This is a genomic window from Streptomyces sp. RKAG290, from assembly GCF_023701695.1.
Lineage (GTDB): Bacteria > Actinomycetota > Actinomycetes > Streptomycetales > Streptomycetaceae > Streptomyces.
In genome coordinates this window covers 4,220,237-4,236,376 of record NZ_JAJOZC010000001.1, presented here as the reverse complement: position 1 = coordinate 4,236,376, position 16,140 = coordinate 4,220,237, and the positions used below count along the sequence as shown (strand labels likewise).

Below are 16,140 nucleotides of genomic sequence, written 5' to 3'. Positions count from 1 at the left end.
TGGCCGGTCCCGGCCTCAGCCGTACTGCACCGAGCGCTTGGCCAGTCCCATCCAGAACCCGTCGATCACGCTGCGCCCCTGGTCCAGCTCCTGCTCGGCGGCGCCCAGGGTGACGAAGAGCGGGGCGAAGTGCTCGGTGCGCGGATGGGCCAGCCGGCCCGCCGGGGACTTGTGCTCGAAGTCCAGCAGCGCGTCGATGTCCTGCGCCTGCAGTGCGCGGCTTCCCCAGTCGTCGAACTCCGTCGACCAGCCGGGGATGCCGCCGCCCGGATGCCGCAGGGCGGCCAGGTTGTGGGTGAAGAAGCCGCTGCCGACGATCAATACGCCCTCGTCGCGCAGGGGCGCGAGCTTGCGCCCGATGTCCATCAGCTTCTGCGGGTCCAGCGTCGGCATGGAGATCTGCAGCACCGGGATGTCGGCCTCCGGGAACATCTCCACCAGCGGGACGTACGCGCCGTGGTCGAGCCCGCGGTCCGGGATGTCCTGGACAGGCGTACCGGCGCCGCGCAGCAGCTTGCGGACGCTCTCGGCGAGCTGCGGGGCGCCCGGGGCGGCGTACCGCACCCGGTAGTAGTGCTCGGGGAAGCCCCAGAAGTCGTAGACCAGCGGAATGGTCTCGGTCGCGCCGAGGGCGAGCGGGGCCTCTTCCCAGTGGGCGGACACCATGAGGACGGCGGTGGGGCGGGGCAGCCCGGCCGACCAGGCCGCCAGCTCGCCCGGCCAGAGCGGGTCGTCGGCCAGCGGCGGGGCGCCGTGGGAGAGGTAGAGGGCGGGCATGCGCTCCGCGGTGACAGTCATGGCACTCCCCATCCGCTGCTGCTCAAGGTAAGTCTTCTACATGGACTTTCGGCAGGAACCGTTCTTTAACTTTCAAGTTCCTACCTTCGGAGACCTTAGCTCTATCTAGTTCAACTTTCAAGAAAAGGTCGTACAGTGGAGTACATGACCACGGCATCCACCGGTGCGCCGCGCTGGCTCACCGACGACGAACAGAGCGTGTGGCGCGCCTACCTCCACGCCACCACGCTCCTGGAGGACCATCTCGACCGCCAGCTGCAGCGGGATGCCGGCATGCCGCACATCTACTACGGACTGCTGGTGCAGCTCTCCCAGGCGCCCCGCCGTCAGAAGCGGATGACCGAGCTGGCCAAGGACGCCAAGATCACCCGTTCCCGGCTGTCGCACGCGGTCGCCCGGCTGGAGAAGAACGGCTGGGTCCGCCGCGAGGACTGTCCGTCGGACAAGCGCGGCCAGAACGCGGTCCTCACCGACGAGGGCCACGAGATGCTCCGCCGCTCGGCACCGGGCCACGTCGCCGCCGTACGCCAGGCGATGTTCGACCGGCTCACCCCCGAGCAGGTGCACTCGCTCGGCGAGATCATGCGGGTCATGGCGGCCGGGCTGCAGCCGGAAGGCACGGACGCCGACCTGCCCTGGCTCCGCTGATCCACCCGCACCGCACGCACCACCGCCCCACCCCGCACACACCGCTGCCCCGGTTCCGTCGAACGGAACCGGGGCAGCGTGCGCTTCACGTCACGGGACGCCTTGCCCGGTGGCTCAGTGAGCGACGACCGGGATCCTGACCTCGTCCTCGACACCGTCGGCGGAACCGGAACCGGTGCCACCGGACGTCGTGGTCATCGACGGGCGGCCGGCGTTGATGAAGGTCACCGCGATCGCGGAGGCCACCACCAGGATGCCGACGGCCCACCAGATGGCGCCGGTGAAGCCGTGCACCATCGCCTGGAGCTTCAGCTGCTCCGGGTCGGTGGCGCCGAGCGCGGCGTGCGAGGTGGCGTACGCCGTGGCGGCCGAGGCGGCGATGGTGTTGAGCAGCGCCGTGCCGATCGCACCGCCGACCTGCTGCGAGGTGTTGACCATCGCGGAGGCGACACCCGCGTCACGCGGCTCGATGCCGTGCGTGGCCAGCGACATGGCGGGCATGAACGCGGTACCCATGCCCAGGCCCAGCAGCAGCTGTCCCGGCAGGATGACCGCCGCGTAGGACGAGTCGATCTGCAGCTGCGTGAGCAGCAGCATGCCGACGGCGGCGGTCAGGAACCCGGGTCCCATCAGCTTGCGGGCCGGGACCCGCGTCATCAGCCGGGCGCCGATCTGCGTCGAACCGGTGATCATTCCCGCGATCATCGGGAGGAAGGCGAAGCCCGTCTTGATCGGCGAGTAGCCCTTGACGACCTGCAGGTAGTACGTGAGGAAGAGGAACAGGCCGAACATCGCGATGATGGCGAGGCCCAGCGAGAGGTAGACGCCACCGCGGTTGCGGTCCATCACGACGCGCAGCGGGAGCAGCGGCGACCTGACCTTGGACTCGGTCAGGACGAAGGCGGACAGCAGCACGACGGAGGCGACGAACGTACCGATGGTCACCGGGTCCGACCAGCCGCTGGACTCGGCGCGGGTGAATCCGTACACCAGCGAGACCAGGCCGAGTGCGGACAGGACGACACCGGGGATGTCGAGCGAGGAACGGTTGCGGCTGCCGGCCGGCTCGCGGATCACGAAGTACGCGCCGGCTGCGGCGATGACGGCGAACGGGACGTTGACGAAGAACGTCCAGCGCCAGTTCAGCGTCTGGGTGAGCAGGCCGCCGAGGATCAGGCCGACGGCGCCACCGCCACCGGCGATCGCCCCGTAGATGCCGAACGCCTTGGCGCGCTCCTTGGCGTCGGTGAACATCACCGCGAGCAGCGAGAGCGCCGCGGGGGCGAGCAGTGCGCCGAACACACCCTGGAGGGCGCGCGAACCGAAGAGCATGCCCTGGTTCTGTGCGGCCCCGCCGAGCGCGGAGGCCAGCGCGAAGCCGATCAGACCGACGACGAAGGTGCGCTTACGGCCCCAGAGGTCGGCGATGCGCCCTCCGAAGAGCAGCAGTCCACCGAAGGCGAGGGCGTAGGCCGTGATGACCCACTGCTTGTTGGCATCGGTGATGCCCAGGTCCGTCTGGGCGTGCGGCAGTGCGATGTTCACGATCGTGGCGTCGAGCACGACCATCAACTGCGCGAGCGCGATGAACGCCAGCGCCTTCCAGCGACTCGGATCAGGGAGTCGGACATCAGCTGTTTTTGACATGGGAGTAGCCACCTAAGGACGCGTCTGGGCGCGCGGAGTCGTGAACCGTGAATGCGGTGAAGGCTCGGTGAAAGCGAGGGGCGGGCGTGGGTCGGAAGGAAGGGGTGGTCGAGGCGTGGCGGACGCGCGGCCGGGCAGCCGTGTCAGGAGCCCGGCGCGCCTGTCATGTCCGGCGCCGCAGATCCTCCAAGGTCGCCGCCGTTCCGGGCAGTCGGGACCGGGCCGGGGCCTCGAGTCCGTCCAGGAACAGCTGGATGTGACGGTGGGTGAACCGGTCGATGTCCAGGCAGGCGATGCCAGGCAGCGGCCGGGTGAGCTGGGAGAGGGCGACCAGTACGTCACCGACGGCGATGTCGGTACGCAGGCGCCCCGCGGACATGGCGCGCGCGACGAGCCCTTCGACGGCCTCTTCGAGGCGCCGACGCTCGGCGAGCAGTTCGGGATGGTCCTTGTCGAAGCCGCCGGACAGCATCGGGCACAGGGCCCCGATCCGTTCGTCGGCCGCCGCGTGCACGAAGCGGGTGAGCGCGACGAAGGGGTCCGACTCCTCGTTCGCGGCCTCTTCGGCGCGGTCGGTGGTGCGGGAGGTGACCGCGAGGACGACCTCATGGGTCAGTGCGGCCCGGTCGGGGAAGTTCCGGTAGAGAGTGGCGTTGCCGACGCCTGCGCGGCGGGCGACCTCGTCGAGCGGCACATCCGGCCCGAACTCGACGAACATCTCGCGCGCGGCCGTCACGATCCGCTCCCGGTTGCGCAGCGCGTCGGCCCGCGGGCGGGGCGTACGGGACTGCGCGGTTCCGGCGGCGGTGCGGGCGACGGTGTCCACGGCGGCGCTCCTTCTCTTTCCGGTCTTCCGGCTTCGGCTTGTGCGGTTCTCGGGCGGCCTCTCCGGGTAACCGGGGACCGCCTCCCCGTTTCGCAGGGACACCGGTGTAAACGGGGAAAGGATCCCCGGTTATTTCCCGGCTTAATGTGACCTGCATCACACCTCCCTGAAACGGGAGAATCCCACCCCTTCGGCGCACCCAACGGGCGGCGCCGCGCCACCCGTCACAGGCTGATCGCCAGAGCGCAGCCAGGGTCGGCCGGCTGCCGCGGCCCCGAAGGCGCCTTCATGCACCAGCCCCGCCACCGGATACGCAAGCACCGCCACCCGGTCGTCCTTGGCGCGGCAACAGCCCTGGTCATCGCGGCACTGGCCTCGGCCAGCAGCTCGCTCCCCCTCCCCAGCCGGGCCTCCGCGGGACCCGTGGCCACCACCGGATCGACCGAGCTCGGCCCGTGCCGGATATCCGCGGCCATGGGCGTACAGATGTCGGAGGGCCTGCCGACACAGCCGGGCTACTCCCGCTCCACCGGCCAGATCCACGCGCTCAACCTGATGGTCGACTTCCCGGACGCGCCCGGCACGGAGCCGGCCATGGACCGGCTCGCCGAATTCTTCCCGCAGACCACCGACTGGTTCCGCACCAGCTCCTACGGCCGGCTCACCTACGTCCCGGAATCCCCGGTGAAGACCTGGCTGCGGATGCCACTGCCGTTCTCGGGCTACGGAATCGAGCGCGGGTCACCGTACGAACCGGGCTACGGCCACCTCGTCCAGGACATCATCGCCGCCGCCGACCCGAGGGTGGACTTCAGCGCGTACGACCTGGTCAACGTCCTGGTCAGCCCGAACGCCGGCCCGTCCGCCCTGGACACCGTGCTGTCCGTGACGTTCTCCGGCAACGACGACGCCCCGTACGCGGACGGTGTACCGCTCGCCAACACGTCCTTCGTCTACAGCCGCCAGGACGACGGCTCGGGGTCGTACGCCCAGACCGGATACCGCGTCCTGCCGCACGAGAACGGCCACGTCTTCGGCCTGCCCGACCTCTACACGATGGAGGGCGGCGGCTCGGTCGGGCACTGGGACATCATGTCCGAGGACTGGGGGGCCAACAACGACCTGCTGGGCTGGCACAAGTGGAAGCTCGGCTGGCTGGACAACAGCCAGATCAGCTGCGCCTCCCGGTCCGGGGTCAGCGACCACGTCCTCGAACCGCTGGCCACCACCGGCGGCACGAAGCTGGCGTTCGTGCCGCTGACCGCGGAGTCCGGCTACGCGGTCGAGGTGCGGACCCAGGCGGGCAACGACCAGGCGGTCTGCCGGCCCGGGGTGCTGATCTACAAGGTGAGCTCGGACGTCGACACCGGCCAGGGGCCCGTGTCCGTCACCGACAGCACCAAGGACAGCAGCGGCTGCACCCGGCAGCCCAACGTGCACGCCGAGCTCTCCGATGCCCCGTTCCAGCCCGGCCAGACCTTCACCGACCGGGCCAACGGGGTACAGATCTCGGTGATCGACAAGGACTCCCAGGGGAACTACCGGGTACGGATCACCCGCCCCTGACCGCTCACTCCCCGCTGACCTCCTGCCCCGCCCGCACCTCCTGCTCCACCGGACCGCGGAGCTCCCGCTTGAGGATCTTCCCGGTGGCGTTGCGGGGCAGTGGCTCCGCGGACACCAGCACATGGGCCGGGACCTTGAACGCGGCCAGGCTCCGCCCGACGTGCGCCCGCAGCTCCTCGGCCGTGGCGCCGGCGCCGGGGCGGAGCCGGACGACCGCGGCGACCTCCTCGCCCAGCACGGGGTGGGCCACCCCGAGGACCGCCGCGTCCTCGACATCCGGGTGGTCGTGGAGCGCGGCCTCGACCTCGACGCAGTACACGTTCTCCCCGCCGCGGATCACCATGTCCTTGATCCGGTCGACGATGCTGACCCGCCCTTCGTGGACCACCGCCAGGTCTCCGGTGCGGAACCAGCCGTCGGTGAACGCCCGCGCCGTCGCGGCCTCGTCCTGCCAGTAGCCCCGCACCAGTGCCTGGCCGCGCAGCCACAGCTCACCGATCCCGCCCTCGGGCAGCGCCTCACCTGCCGGCCCGGCGATCCGCACCTCCGTGGTGGGGGTCGGCCGGCCGACACTGCCTGGGTGCAGCCGGTATCCGGCGCCGAAATTCGCCAGGACGCCGCCGCTGGTCTCGGTCAGCCCGTAGCCGTTGCGCGGCTCGATCCGCTCGCCGTAGCGGGCGGTCAGCCTGGCGACCAGGTCGGGCGGGGCCGCCGCACCGCCCGTGTTGAGCATCTGGAGGCTCTCCAGCCCGTCCTCGTCCAGGGCGGCCGCCGCGAGCAGCTGGAGCGCGGTGGCCGGCACTCCGGCGTACTGCATGACGCCGTGCTCACGGATCAGCTTCAACGCCTCCTGCGCGTCCCACTTGTGCATCAGGACGAGGGTGCCGCCCGCCGACATGGCGGCGTAGAAGCTGGTGAACGCGGCGACGTGGAAGAACGGGAACGTCAGCAGCACGACGGGCGCCGGGCCCTGTCCCGGGATGATGCCCCTGTTGAGCGCGGAGGCCGCCGCGTGGAACCGCGGGTTGCGCGCGGCGCCGGCCTGGGCGAGGTGCGTGGCGACGGCGCCCTTGGGCCTGCCGGTGGTGCCGGAGGTGTAGATGATCGTCGCGTCGTCCTCGGGCCGGATCTCGACCTCGGGGGGTGCGGCGAGCGGATCGGGCGCGGGCAGGTCCTCGTACCACTCGACGGCGCCCGCGCTCGCCTCACGGCCCTCGCGCTCCTCGTCGTGAAAGACGATCACGCGGGCCCCCGACCTGGCGGCCCAGGCCTCGACCCGCGGCATCCGCTCCCCGTCGACAAGGAGCACCCGCGGTCCGCAGTCGTCGAGCGCGTAGGTGAACTCGTCCTCGGTCCACCAGGCGTTCAGCGGGACGGCGACCAGTCCGGCCAGCTGCGCGGCCCAGAACGCGATCTGCCACTCCGGATGGTTGCGCATCGCGACCACGGCACGGTCGCCCGGGCTGAGTCCGTACGTCTCGCTCAGCCGGCAGGCGAGCGCCGACGCCGCGGCGAAGAACTCGGCGTAGGTGTAGCTGCGCTCCCCCGCGATCAGGAACGTCCGGTCCCCGAACGCCCAGGTGGTCTCCACGAATTCACGCAGGGTCCTGGGACCCTCCGCGTACACGAGCGAGCCGGCCTGCGGCCCGTCCTCGGCCCGCACGACGGCGAACATGCCGTCGGGACCGGTCAGCGCGGCCTCCACCCGGGCGGCGGCCTCGGCGGCCTCGGCAGCGGCTGCGGCGGCCTCGGCGGTGGGCGCTGCCGCCCCTGCGGAAGGTTCGGGAGCCGGTGTGGCTGGGGTCGGGTCGGTGTGCGGCACGAACGACCTTTCTAAGCGCTTGCTCAGGGCTTTCGCGACGCTATGCCCGCACCCGCCCCCCGTCAAGGGAGCGACCGGCGCCCGGCGCCCGACCTCGTCGCACCCCCCGGCGCCACTCCCCCTCCGCCCCGGACCGGCGCACGCGCCACCACTCCGTCGGCATACGGGACGTCCACAGAAGTCCCTGAGTGAACATCTGGCCGTGATCGAGGCGATGAGGGCCAGGGACCCGCAGGCGGCCGAAGCAGCCGTCCGCGCCCACCTCGGCAGCGTGATCGGCGCCTTGCGCGACGACTGACGCGGCTCGGGGCGGGAGCACACCTGGCAATCGCCCTGTGCCGGCTGGTCGTCCTCTTCGACGGCCCCGACATGTTCAGCTACGGCTCGGTGCTGCCGCACATGCTGGAACAGCACGCCCTGGGGGTCGGTGTCGGGGGCAGTCGCGCCCGACCGCCCGCACGCTCGCTCACTCCTGGACGGCAGGCGCGGCCTGAACGGCCTCCGGAGAGTCCGGACCAGCCGGGCTCCCCTGGCCCCCGTGCGACGCATGGCCGTCCGCAGCGTCGCGGCCGCCACGATCCCCGCCGCCAGGCCGCAGGTCACGGCCGCCGGGACGCCTTCGCCGAGCCCGGCGGACAGTTGCAGCAGCCCCGCGCTCAGGCCCGACCCGCCCGTACCCACCCGTAGCAACTGGCCGGCCAGCAGACCCAGAACGGTCGCGCAGACGGCGCCGACCGCCATCGCCGGGAAGGTGACCCGGGTGAGTAGTCCGGACAGCCACCGCAGCGACCACCACACCACGACAAGCAGCAGCACGTCGGAGGCCCGGTACAGCAGCCAGTCGCCGAGCTGCACACCCGACGGCCCCGTCCAGGCGCCGAGCAGCAGCCACTGACGCAGCAGGTCGCCCGGCTCCGCGAGCAGCCCGCTGCCCGCGAAGGACGTCTGGATGGTGGCGGCAACCGACTGGTACGACAGGACCACGACGGACAGCGCGACCACAGCGGTCCCTGCGGTGGCACCCAACCGGGCGGCCAGCACGGGAACGGCCTCGCGCGGCAGCGCCCCCATGTCCTTGACGCCGCCCCGCGCGGCGAGCACGGTCCCGCCGCGGCGACCAGCGCGGCCACCACCAGGATCTGCCGCCCGGAGGAGATCACACTCGCGAGCTGAGGCAGAAACCGGTAACTGGCGTGCCCCTGCGCGGCGATGCGCCACGGCGCCGAAACGGCCACCGCCAGGGTCCCGGCCACCACACCCCAGGCCCACACCGCGAGCAACAGGGCCGACCTGCGGCCGTTCACCGGCGGCACCCTGCGCACCAGGAGCATCGCCCCGGGCACGAAGAAGGCGAAGACCGCGCCGAACCGGATCTGCATCGACGTGTGAAAGAGCCTGAGGTAGCGGTCACCATCGGCCCCGGTCACCCCGGCGCCGAACAGGATCGGGCCCGGCGGATCGTACGACCACGGGGCGAGCCAGCGCCCGAACTCAGTCGCAACCCGGCCACCGAGCACGCCACTGCTGCCCGGCAACTGCAACGCCTGCGCACTCGCCCCGGCCCACCACAGAAGCACGGTGACCAGCACCCCTCCGACAAGCGCCGGTACCGCCACACGCCGATATGTCATGCCCGTCCCCCACCCTGCCCGCGCACCCCGCGCACCCCCTGGCCAGGCGGAGATTACGGGGCGCCGATCACATCCGGATCACGACCGCGAGCCGACTTGCCCGGCCACCCGCACGAACGCGGCTGACCCGACGCCACCCGCCGAGCCCGCTGTACGGTGCGCAGCGTCCGAGCAGACCGCCGCAGCCTGAGACCGAGCTCGGCATCGCCAGCACCGCCCTCTCAAAAACGTGCAGGCCAAGGCGGCGAAAGCCCACGCCCGACGCCGCTAACCCCACGGGGCAGCCACTCACAGGCACAGATCCGCTAGGCTGTCCCTGGTCAGTCGTTGGTACGTTCCGCTGCCTGCCTGAGCAAGATCGCAGAAGCAACGCCCCTCGTCCGACAAGTGGGCCTGTAGCCCTTGACGAAGATCCACCCACCGGATCCTCACCAAGGCTCCCTCCAGGCCCCGGCCTTCGTAGCTCAGGGGATAGAGCACCGCTCTCCTAAAGCGGGTGTCGCAGGTTCGAATCCTGCCGGGGGCACAGCACCAAGGGCCAGTTCGGAGGCTTGATCCTCTCGAACTGGCCCTTTCGCATGCTCGCTGCCGTGCCATGCGGTGGGCCACCACATCCCGATCCGCCAGCCCGTACCTGCCGATGTGACCGAGGCGTACCGGCGACTCCGCCAAGCCGGTTCACCAGTCCCCCCCCCCCGGCGACCGACTCGCCCTCTGCCTGACCGACACCGAGAGCTGTTACAGGTTTCTCTACCTCATCAAGGCACCCGGCTGCGCTCCGCTCCGCCGGGCGCGCTTCCCGGCTCAGGCCGCTCCCGCGCTCCTGCCTTCGGCCCGAGGGGCATGAGCCGAGACCGATCCGCGGGCCAAGGACATACCTCCGGCGGGGGCGCTCAGACTCCGGGATGGGACGGGGCGCCGTCCGCGAGTGCCGGCGGATTCGCGGTGAGCGTCGTGGAGCTCCCATCCCGACCACCCTCGACCCAGGCAGAGCCGAGCAGCCGCGGCCCATGGCCTCAAGGTCGTTCGTACAGTGTCGCGCTCCACCTTGACGCCAGGAACCACGCCCGCTCCACGGAGGGTGGGCCGAAGGCGGACGAGATGGAAGCTGGGGCAAGTGATGGGTTGAGGAAGTGAGGCGGTGGTGTCGGCGATCTGGGCCCCCTGGGCCGGCCAGAGTCGCTACGCCGACCGCGCGGTTTGCTAACAGGCCTCACGTAATGCACTGGCCCCGCATGGCGCTCCGGCCGAGCTCAGAAGATCCTCAAGCTTTTCGGCCCTGGATACCGCGAGCCCGAGGTGCATGTCATGGTCACCCCACGCTGAATGAACTGAGCAGCCACAGAGGGGGATCCGTGATCGAGCTTGGCGTCATGTTCGGACTCATGGGAGTGACGGCGTTTGCCTTGATCGTCAAGCTGTTGTTGCGGCGCAACCGCACGGAGAACGTCGACGGGCTCCTGATCGAGCAAGCGAGCCGGGTACAGGCGCACAACAACCGAGTTACCTACAGCTCCACCGCAGTGCATAGCTCTTCACCGACGGTGCGCGGCTACTACCGCCCCTAGCTCCGAGACCGTCGGGCGCGTCGGTAGGGAACGGCCGATCCACGCCTCTTCGTGCCCGATCAGCCCGGCGGTGAATCGGTGTGCCACTACGTCCCGATCCACCAGCCCGTGCCTGCCGATGTGACCGAGGCATACCAGCGACTCCTCCAAGCCGGTTTCACCAGTCGCCCCTGGCGACCGATTCGCCCTCTGTCTGACCGACGCCGAGAGCTGTTACAGGTTTCTCTACCTCATCAAGGCACTCGCCTCAGGCCGCTCCCGCGCGCCTGCCTCCGAGTCCGCTCGGCGCTGCCGCCTCAGCAGCCATCAAAGACTCCGTCGACCTAGGACCACCGCTTGATGATCTTTGCTGGGCTTTCCGGGGCCGCCCACACCTGGATGCGGATCTTCTCAGTGGTCTCGGGGCTCTCGTGAGAGTCGACATCGGCCTTAGCTGCCCGGGCCAAGTTGCTCCGGGACACGCGGACGCGGTTCCAGCCTGGCGGGACCTCGAATGCAGCCGCTTCGGGGGCGTAGTCCGTGCAGCCCAGAACCGTCAGGTGACCCAACGACACATAGAGGCCGGCCTCGACGACGTGATCGAATTCCGAGCTGTCATCACTCGGCTCCTGAGGCAGGACGACGACAGTGACGGAAACGTTGACATTGACCGCTGTGCCGATGCCAAGCGCATCCGGTGCAACCGCGAGGTGATCGGCAACGGCCTGTTCAGTCCATGCGTCGCTCAGATCACCGTCCGAATCCGCGTCGGACACGTGTATCTGGAAGTAGTCGGCGAAGAGGGTGAGCTCCGTCGTTGTCGTCATGGCGGCACAGTGCCATGCAGCACTGACAGCCGGGCCGGATGCCTGACCTCAGTGCCTGACACCAACAGGGGCGGACGGCAGCGGTCGATGTCGAACCTCAGCGGACAGCCAGCCGAGCAACAAACCGGGTCCGCCGATGTCGACGACTCCCCTTGATCGCCCTGGATAAGGATGAGTCCGCAGGTCAAAGCGCTGCGCCTTGCGGTGCATTCGCATCTGGTGGCAGACACAAGCGCCTGTAAGGATCAAGCTGTGAACGAGCCTTCGATACCCACGAGATTGAACAGGTCCCTCGACTGGGCAGGGCTGCCCCTGTCTGTTGTGCTTCTTGCGATCGGCATCAGGGACTACCGCGATGGAGCCTCCATGGGTTGGCCAATCGGCGGAGCGGTGCTTGTCCTGGCCAGCCTCTGGGTGATCTACCGAGGGATGCACCGCCGTTGCGGCAAGCCCACCGAGTCGCCTTAGGGGTCCGGCAGCGCCATACCGCAACCCCAGTAACCACCCCGGCCGGTAGCAACTCTCTGGGGCCGAGAAGCGACCGCACTGACAATCGCTGACCGATCTTCTCAAGCTACGGATCAGAAGGCGGCCATGCCACTCGCGTGCCAGAACGGGCGGAGACACACAGGGACTCGGCGGCAACACCGGCGCGCGAGCGAGCACTTGCCCTGGTGCACTTCTTCGCGGCTCATCCCAGCAGCCACCCGACCTCGACCTCGCCCTTGGAGCGGGTGTCTCAGGTTCGGCTCCTGCCGGGATTACCAGCGAAAAGCCCCCGGACGATCATGGTCCGGGGACTTTTGATGGCGGCATCCGGCCGGATCGATCCGGCGTCCGCGCGATTCCGGAGACCGTGCACGACGCCTTCTAGCGCTCGGCGCCGCCCCATTCGCCATCCGCCGTCCGCCGTCCGCCGTCCGCCGTCCAGGCAGTCCCGCTGCTGACACGCTGGTATCCGCGTCAGGTTGGGTCGGCCTTCGTCACGGAAGCGATCACCGCGGAAACGGCACCGGTCACGACGAGGCTGCCCACCATGACCATGCCCACGCCGACCATGAACAGTCCGCTGGAGTCGTCCGACCAGTCGTAATAGGCGGCACCGGTCAGACCGATGGTGACGCCGAGCACGGCGCCCGCGATGTAACGCCGGGATGCCGCCCAGTACACCGGTACCAGCAGGGTCAGCACCAGCCCGATCACCTGCCACGCCTCGTACGGGCCGGTCACCGAACCATCAGGTTGCACGTCACGGTGCTGGTCCCAGCCCAGCCAGGCAGCCCACAGCGCTAGCGTCATCACAATCAGCACGAGGATCGCCATCAGCTGGGGAACGAGTTTCACAGGTCTTTGTGGCATGGCTCAAGAGTTCCGGCTCACCCCGGGACCAACCAGAGTCCAAGTACTCACCCCCGCCTGAGTAATTCAGCCTCGGATCACAAGTCACCCCGTGCCACAACCGTGCCAGATCGGCCGGGTGCTCACGGAGAAATGTCCTCGCTTCACTCGGCGGAGTGGAGCAGGCCGCCCACTGGGGGTACTACGGCCCCGCCATCCTTCGGTGTCGTTGTGGCCTGCCCAACGATGAACACATGTCACTGACCAGTCTGCGTTCGCTGGCCCGCCGCGTGGTACCCACGCTGCTCGTCGCCCAAGCCGTCTTCCTCCCCCTCCAGTCCGCCTCCGCCGCCGGGCTCGTGGCGCACCCGTGCCGGTCGTTCGTCGGCTGCGGTTCGGTCATCGTCGCCCCTGTCTCCCAAGCCGCCCCGGACCACGGTGACTGCACCAGCCCGGAACCCGTCGTGTGCCTGATCCGGAGTGAGACTCCGGAGCAGCGTGAGGTCGCCCGGGATCAGCGGATGCGGTACCACCACCTCCTTGAGGAGATGGAGCGCAAGGAGTGCGCCATGCGCGCCGAAGGGCGTTCGGAGGAGGACATCGCCCGCACGCTGGTCCAGATGCGCAACGACGCCAAGGACATCGTCCGCGCCGGCATGACCCCGGAACAGGTCGCGGAGCTGGAAGCACGCAACCAGAAGAAGTACGGCAACCCGCTCGGCCCGACGGCGGACCAGCTCTACATGAAGTACGGCTCCTGGGAGAAGGTTGCCGAAGCCGCCACGCGTTCGAGCGCAGCCGTGGACCACGAACTCGGCCTGGAATTCCACCACTGCCCCTGCGAAGTGCTCCAGGCGGCATGACTCGGCCGTCACCCGCCCTCGGCGCGTGCGTGCCGAGGCCACGGCTCTGTCCGCGTTGAGGCCGGCGCACGCCGAACGCCAAGTCTTCATCGTCAACCGGTCCGCCTACCCCTCCGTGGGCGGACCGGGCGCCCTTGCAGCGCTCCTCCCTGGCCGGTTCAGTGGCCGGTACGGTCGCGCCGGGCGACCCGGCTGGTGGACTACAGATCTGCAGGCAGCCGTGCTCCCTCCGATCCGGCTGAAGCTACGGATCAGAAGGCATCCCCGTGCCGACTGTCAGTGACGCCGTGCATGATCGGTCACATGACTCACGTCTCCCGCGACGACGCCCTGTGCTCGCTCGCTCGTCAGCACCTGTCGCCCGACGCTGCCGAGCAGTGGCTCGGTCTGCTGCGGCCCGGCGTACGGCTGGAGCCACAGAGTGGGGAAGATGCTGTCGTCGGCCGCCTGGGTGGAGTGCCGGGGCTGCCTGCTGGTACCGACAGGCTCGAGTGGGAGGGGCACGGCCCGCATTCTTTCGGTGCGCACGGGCGGGAACCGCGTCTGGCCGAGGAGGTGGCCGGCTGGGTGCTCCTGGCGCAGTTCGCCGGCGACGCCGCGGCGGACATGATATGGGGTGGCCTCGGCACCCTGTACTGGCTGATCCGACCGCAGGATCTGAGGGACCGGCGCTTCGACCGCGCGATGTTCACCTGGCAGTGCAGCTGATGGCCGCCGCGCCACCCGCATGGGGCGTCCAGTACACACTCCGCCTGCCCACCGAGCAGGCCGCCCGGGCAGTCGCGGCCGAGCTGGCCGGGATGGGACACCGACTGACGGCTGTCCGGCTTCAGGACCACTTCCGGTTCGTCAAGTCCAGCTTCTGGTACGGCACCCCGCAGACGGATCCCGAGCTGGAGGGCTGGTGGAACGTCTTCTCGATGGCTGTCCACAGCGGGCACGAACGCATGGCGCTGGAGGCGTTCCTCCGGGACGAGCGGATACGGATGGCCCGAGTCGCGCGCGCCCACGGTGGATTTCACCACGGCTCCAGCGAGGCCCATGCGGAGACCATGGAACGGGTCTTCACTCGGGAGGGCCTCGTGCACGAGCAGGACGGGGCGGAGGTGCCCGTCCCCGTCCCCCTTTCCGCGGAGCCGGCACGGCCACCGGCCGCACCGCCCTGGCCCCGCATCGAGGTGGGGGAGCCGGCGATGCTGGTCCGCTCCGTGGAGGCGGTCGCGGAGCGGATGTACGGCAGTGCGGACGACCCGCCTGCGGCCGCGGCCTGGCTGCTCAGTGAGGACTTCGCGTTCGGCGAGTCCTACGGGTCCGCGTACGAGTTCCTCGGTGACCTCGCCGATGCGGTGGCCCACCAGGGAACCTGCACCGATGACACGGTGGAGGCCGTGCCGTTCCTGGCCGGGCTGGTCCTCGACGACTCCGTCCCCGCAGGAAGCAGGTTGATCCTGCTCGGTGACCTGATGCGGCTCGCGGCGACCGGGCCCTCGATGATCGTCGCCCTTGCCGACCGCACCGCCGCGCTCGACGCCCCCTGGCAGGAGCCTGCCGCCGTTGAGTTGACGCGCCAAGCCATCAGCCGGGAGGTGCCTGAGCTCCTGTTGCTCCGGAACCGGGACAGCGAGGCCATCCGATTCGCCCTCGCAGGTCTCGCGACAGTCTGTGGCCTGCGCGGCTTGCACGTACGAGAGCGCCTGGACGCAGTGTCCGCCCCCGTTCACACCGTCCGCGCGGACATCGTGGCGCTCATGACCGCCCTGGTGGACGATGACCCGACAGCCTGAACTCCGCCCTCGGCAGACTGTCCTCTTGGCAGCCGCAGGTCATGGAGGAGATCGGCAACCCCCATGTACGGCGGCGGGACTTGGCGCTTGCGGTGCTCCCCGACCTTGTCATGGAGGACGTCCGGTCCTGCGTTGAGTCCGTCCTGACGCCGCCCCTCTGACCGATGGCCTGGCGCGGACTTGCTCCTGCTCTTGGACATCGTGCAGAGGGGCACCCAACGACAGGAAACGACAGGAACTGGAGTGATCTCTTGGATCCGCCCTTCCGGTACATCGGCCCCGCTGAGCTGCTGGACCTGGTCCGTCCCGGGAGTGAGGGGCGCGCCGTCCGGTCGAGGGCCGACTTCGATGACTGGGTCTCCCGTCGCTCCTCCGGAGAGCTGGCCGCGCCGTTCACCTTCGTGATCGATCTGGCCGGTGTTCTGCGACTGCCCCCGCACGCTCGCGCCGCCGTACCGGACCGTCCTGATCCGGGACGGGATACGCCGGACAGGGCGGGAAGGCGGAGCCGGCCGGATTCGAACCGGCGTCCTCGCGGTTTTGGAGACCGCGCGCGACGACCTCTGCGCTACAGCTCCGCCTCGCCCCCATCCTATGGACTCCGGTTCCGTCGCGTCCTGGTCTTCCCGTCCGGGCCTCATCAGGACGGGACGCAGGGACGGCCACGGCAGGGCTGCGGCCCCGGCAGGGCTGCGGCCCCGGCAGGGCTGCGATCCCGGCAGGGCTGCTTCCTCGCGCGCGGCCACAGCCGCCCGAGACCGCCTCCCGAGTGCCTGCCGTCGCTCGTCAACCAGGGCAATGGAAACCATGGTTGAGCAACCGCCCACCGATGTCCTGACCGGT

General features: G+C 69.7%; 14 protein-coding genes, 2 tRNA genes and 1 pseudogene. 10 read left to right on the top strand and 7 right to left on the bottom strand.

What is annotated here, in order from left to right; genetic code table 11:
* Nucleotides 1–15: 15 nt before the first annotated feature.
* Nucleotides 16–798: a class III extradiol ring-cleavage dioxygenase gene (locus LNW71_RS18640; protein ID WP_250969272.1), complete on the bottom strand. Its 783-nt coding sequence runs from the start codon at nt 796–798 to the stop codon at nt 16–18.
* 135 nt (nt 799–933) lie between these two features.
* Here LNW71_RS18640 and LNW71_RS18635 point away from each other — a divergent pair, with 135 nt between their 5' ends.
* On the top strand, nt 934–1,446 hold the full coding sequence (locus LNW71_RS18635; RefSeq protein WP_250969271.1) for a MarR family transcriptional regulator: 513 nt from the start codon (nt 934–936) through the stop codon (nt 1,444–1,446).
* A gap of 114 nt (nt 1,447–1,560) precedes the next feature.
* Here LNW71_RS18635 and LNW71_RS18630 read toward each other — a convergent pair whose 3' ends face one another.
* Nucleotides 1,561–3,093, bottom strand: a complete 1,533-nt coding sequence (locus LNW71_RS18630) for an MFS transporter (RefSeq protein WP_250969270.1) — start codon at nt 3,091–3,093, stop codon at nt 1,561–1,563.
* 163 nt (nt 3,094–3,256) lie between these two features.
* Nucleotides 3,257–3,919 carry a TetR/AcrR family transcriptional regulator gene (locus LNW71_RS18625; protein ID WP_250969269.1) on the bottom strand — a complete coding sequence of 221 codons (663 nt, stop codon included), beginning with the start codon at nt 3,917–3,919 and terminating at the stop codon, nt 3,257–3,259.
* Nucleotides 3,920–4,207: 288 nt separating this feature from the next.
* On the opposite strand from LNW71_RS18625, the gene LNW71_RS18620 reads away from it, so the two are divergent.
* Complete coding sequence (locus tag LNW71_RS18620; RefSeq protein WP_250969268.1) at nt 4,208–5,485, top strand: M6 family metalloprotease domain-containing protein; 1,278 nt, start codon at nt 4,208–4,210, stop codon at nt 5,483–5,485.
* A 4-nt stretch (nt 5,486–5,489) separates the two neighbouring features.
* Here LNW71_RS18620 and LNW71_RS18615 read toward each other — a convergent pair whose 3' ends face one another.
* Nucleotides 5,490–7,160 carry a class I adenylate-forming enzyme family protein gene (locus tag LNW71_RS18615; protein WP_250972057.1) on the bottom strand — a complete coding sequence of 557 codons (1,671 nt, stop codon included), beginning with the start codon at nt 7,158–7,160 and terminating at the stop codon, nt 5,490–5,492.
* 307 nt (nt 7,161–7,467) lie between these two features.
* Between LNW71_RS18615 and LNW71_RS18610 the strand changes: the two are divergent.
* The 5 genes and pseudogenes from LNW71_RS18610 to LNW71_RS18595 form a co-directional block, all read left to right on the top strand.
* Nucleotides 7,468–7,605: pseudogene (locus LNW71_RS18610) on the top strand (FCD domain-containing protein); the annotation flags it as partial.
* Between the two features lie 249 nt (nt 7,606–7,854).
* Nucleotides 7,855–8,202 (top strand): hypothetical protein, encoded by a 348-nt coding sequence (locus tag LNW71_RS36990; protein WP_374119425.1) that lies wholly within the window; start codon nt 7,855–7,857, stop codon nt 8,200–8,202.
* A gap of 314 nt (nt 8,203–8,516) precedes the next feature.
* A complete protein-coding gene (locus LNW71_RS36985) occupies nt 8,517–8,696 on the top strand; it encodes a hypothetical protein (protein ID WP_374119424.1) in 180 nt (59 codons plus the stop codon).
* Between the two features lie 695 nt (nt 8,697–9,391).
* Nucleotides 9,392–9,464: transfer RNA gene (locus tag LNW71_RS18600), tRNA-Arg, on the top strand.
* An 829-nt stretch (nt 9,465–10,293) separates the two neighbouring features.
* Nucleotides 10,294–10,506 carry a hypothetical protein gene (locus LNW71_RS18595; protein WP_250969267.1) on the top strand — a complete coding sequence of 71 codons (213 nt, stop codon included), beginning with the start codon at nt 10,294–10,296 and terminating at the stop codon, nt 10,504–10,506.
* A 323-nt stretch (nt 10,507–10,829) separates the two neighbouring features.
* Here LNW71_RS18595 and LNW71_RS18590 read toward each other — a convergent pair whose 3' ends face one another.
* Nucleotides 10,830–11,312, bottom strand: a complete 483-nt coding sequence (locus tag LNW71_RS18590; protein ID WP_250969266.1) for a hypothetical protein — start codon at nt 11,310–11,312, stop codon at nt 10,830–10,832.
* A gap of 963 nt (nt 11,313–12,275) precedes the next feature.
* Nucleotides 12,276–12,635 carry a hypothetical protein gene (locus LNW71_RS18585; protein WP_250969265.1) on the bottom strand — a complete coding sequence of 120 codons (360 nt, stop codon included), beginning with the start codon at nt 12,633–12,635 and terminating at the stop codon, nt 12,276–12,278.
* A 269-nt stretch (nt 12,636–12,904) separates the two neighbouring features.
* Between LNW71_RS18585 and LNW71_RS18580 the strand changes: the two genes are divergently transcribed.
* The 3 genes from LNW71_RS18580 (at nt 12,905) to LNW71_RS18570 (ending at nt 15,297) form a co-directional block, all read left to right on the top strand.
* Nucleotides 12,905–13,513, top strand: a complete 609-nt coding sequence (locus LNW71_RS18580) for a hypothetical protein (RefSeq protein WP_250969264.1) — start codon at nt 12,905–12,907, stop codon at nt 13,511–13,513.
* 303 nt (nt 13,514–13,816) lie between these two features.
* The gene (locus tag LNW71_RS18575; RefSeq protein ID WP_250969263.1) at nt 13,817–14,221 is read left to right on the top strand and encodes a DUF1963 domain-containing protein; all 405 of its coding nucleotides are present in this window, start codon (nt 13,817–13,819) and stop codon (nt 14,219–14,221) included.
* A complete protein-coding gene (locus LNW71_RS18570) occupies nt 14,221–15,297 on the top strand; it encodes a hypothetical protein (RefSeq protein WP_250969262.1) in 1,077 nt (358 codons plus the stop codon). Before LNW71_RS18575 ends, LNW71_RS18570 begins: the two co-directional genes overlap by 1 nt.
* Before the next feature lie 503 nt (nt 15,298–15,800).
* On the opposite strand, the gene LNW71_RS18565 is transcribed toward LNW71_RS18570, so the two are convergent.
* Nucleotides 15,801–15,875: transfer RNA gene (locus tag LNW71_RS18565), tRNA-Trp, on the bottom strand.
* Nucleotides 15,876–16,140: the final 265 nt, after the last annotated feature.

Excerpts from the sequence above, each read along its gene's own strand:
- LNW71_RS36990 (WP_374119425.1), top strand. The coding sequence starts at position 7,855 with ATGGCCGTCCGCAGCGTCGCGGCCGCCACGATCCCCGCCGCCAGGCCG.
- LNW71_RS18585 (WP_250969265.1), bottom strand. The coding sequence starts at position 12,635 with ATGGCGATCCTCGTGCTGATTGTGATGACGCTAGCGCTGTGGGCTGCC.
- LNW71_RS18580 (WP_250969264.1), top strand. The coding sequence starts at position 12,905 with ATGTCACTGACCAGTCTGCGTTCGCTGGCCCGCCGCGTGGTACCCACG.
- LNW71_RS18570 (WP_250969262.1), top strand. The coding sequence starts at position 14,221 with ATGGCCGCCGCGCCACCCGCATGGGGCGTCCAGTACACACTCCGCCTG.
- LNW71_RS18615 (WP_250972057.1), bottom strand. The coding sequence starts at position 7,160 with ATGTTCGCCGTCGTGCGGGCCGAGGACGGGCCGCAGGCCGGCTCGCTC.
- LNW71_RS18620 (WP_250969268.1), top strand. The coding sequence starts at position 4,208 with ATGCACCAGCCCCGCCACCGGATACGCAAGCACCGCCACCCGGTCGTC.
- LNW71_RS18575 (WP_250969263.1), top strand. The coding sequence starts at position 13,817 with ATGACTCACGTCTCCCGCGACGACGCCCTGTGCTCGCTCGCTCGTCAG.
- LNW71_RS18590 (WP_250969266.1), bottom strand. The coding sequence starts at position 11,312 with ATGACGACAACGACGGAGCTCACCCTCTTCGCCGACTACTTCCAGATA.
- LNW71_RS18630 (WP_250969270.1), bottom strand. The coding sequence starts at position 3,093 with ATGTCAAAAACAGCTGATGTCCGACTCCCTGATCCGAGTCGCTGGAAG.
- LNW71_RS18640 (WP_250969272.1), bottom strand. The coding sequence starts at position 798 with ATGACTGTCACCGCGGAGCGCATGCCCGCCCTCTACCTCTCCCACGGC.
- LNW71_RS36985 (WP_374119424.1), top strand. The coding sequence starts at position 8,517 with ATGCGCCACGGCGCCGAAACGGCCACCGCCAGGGTCCCGGCCACCACA.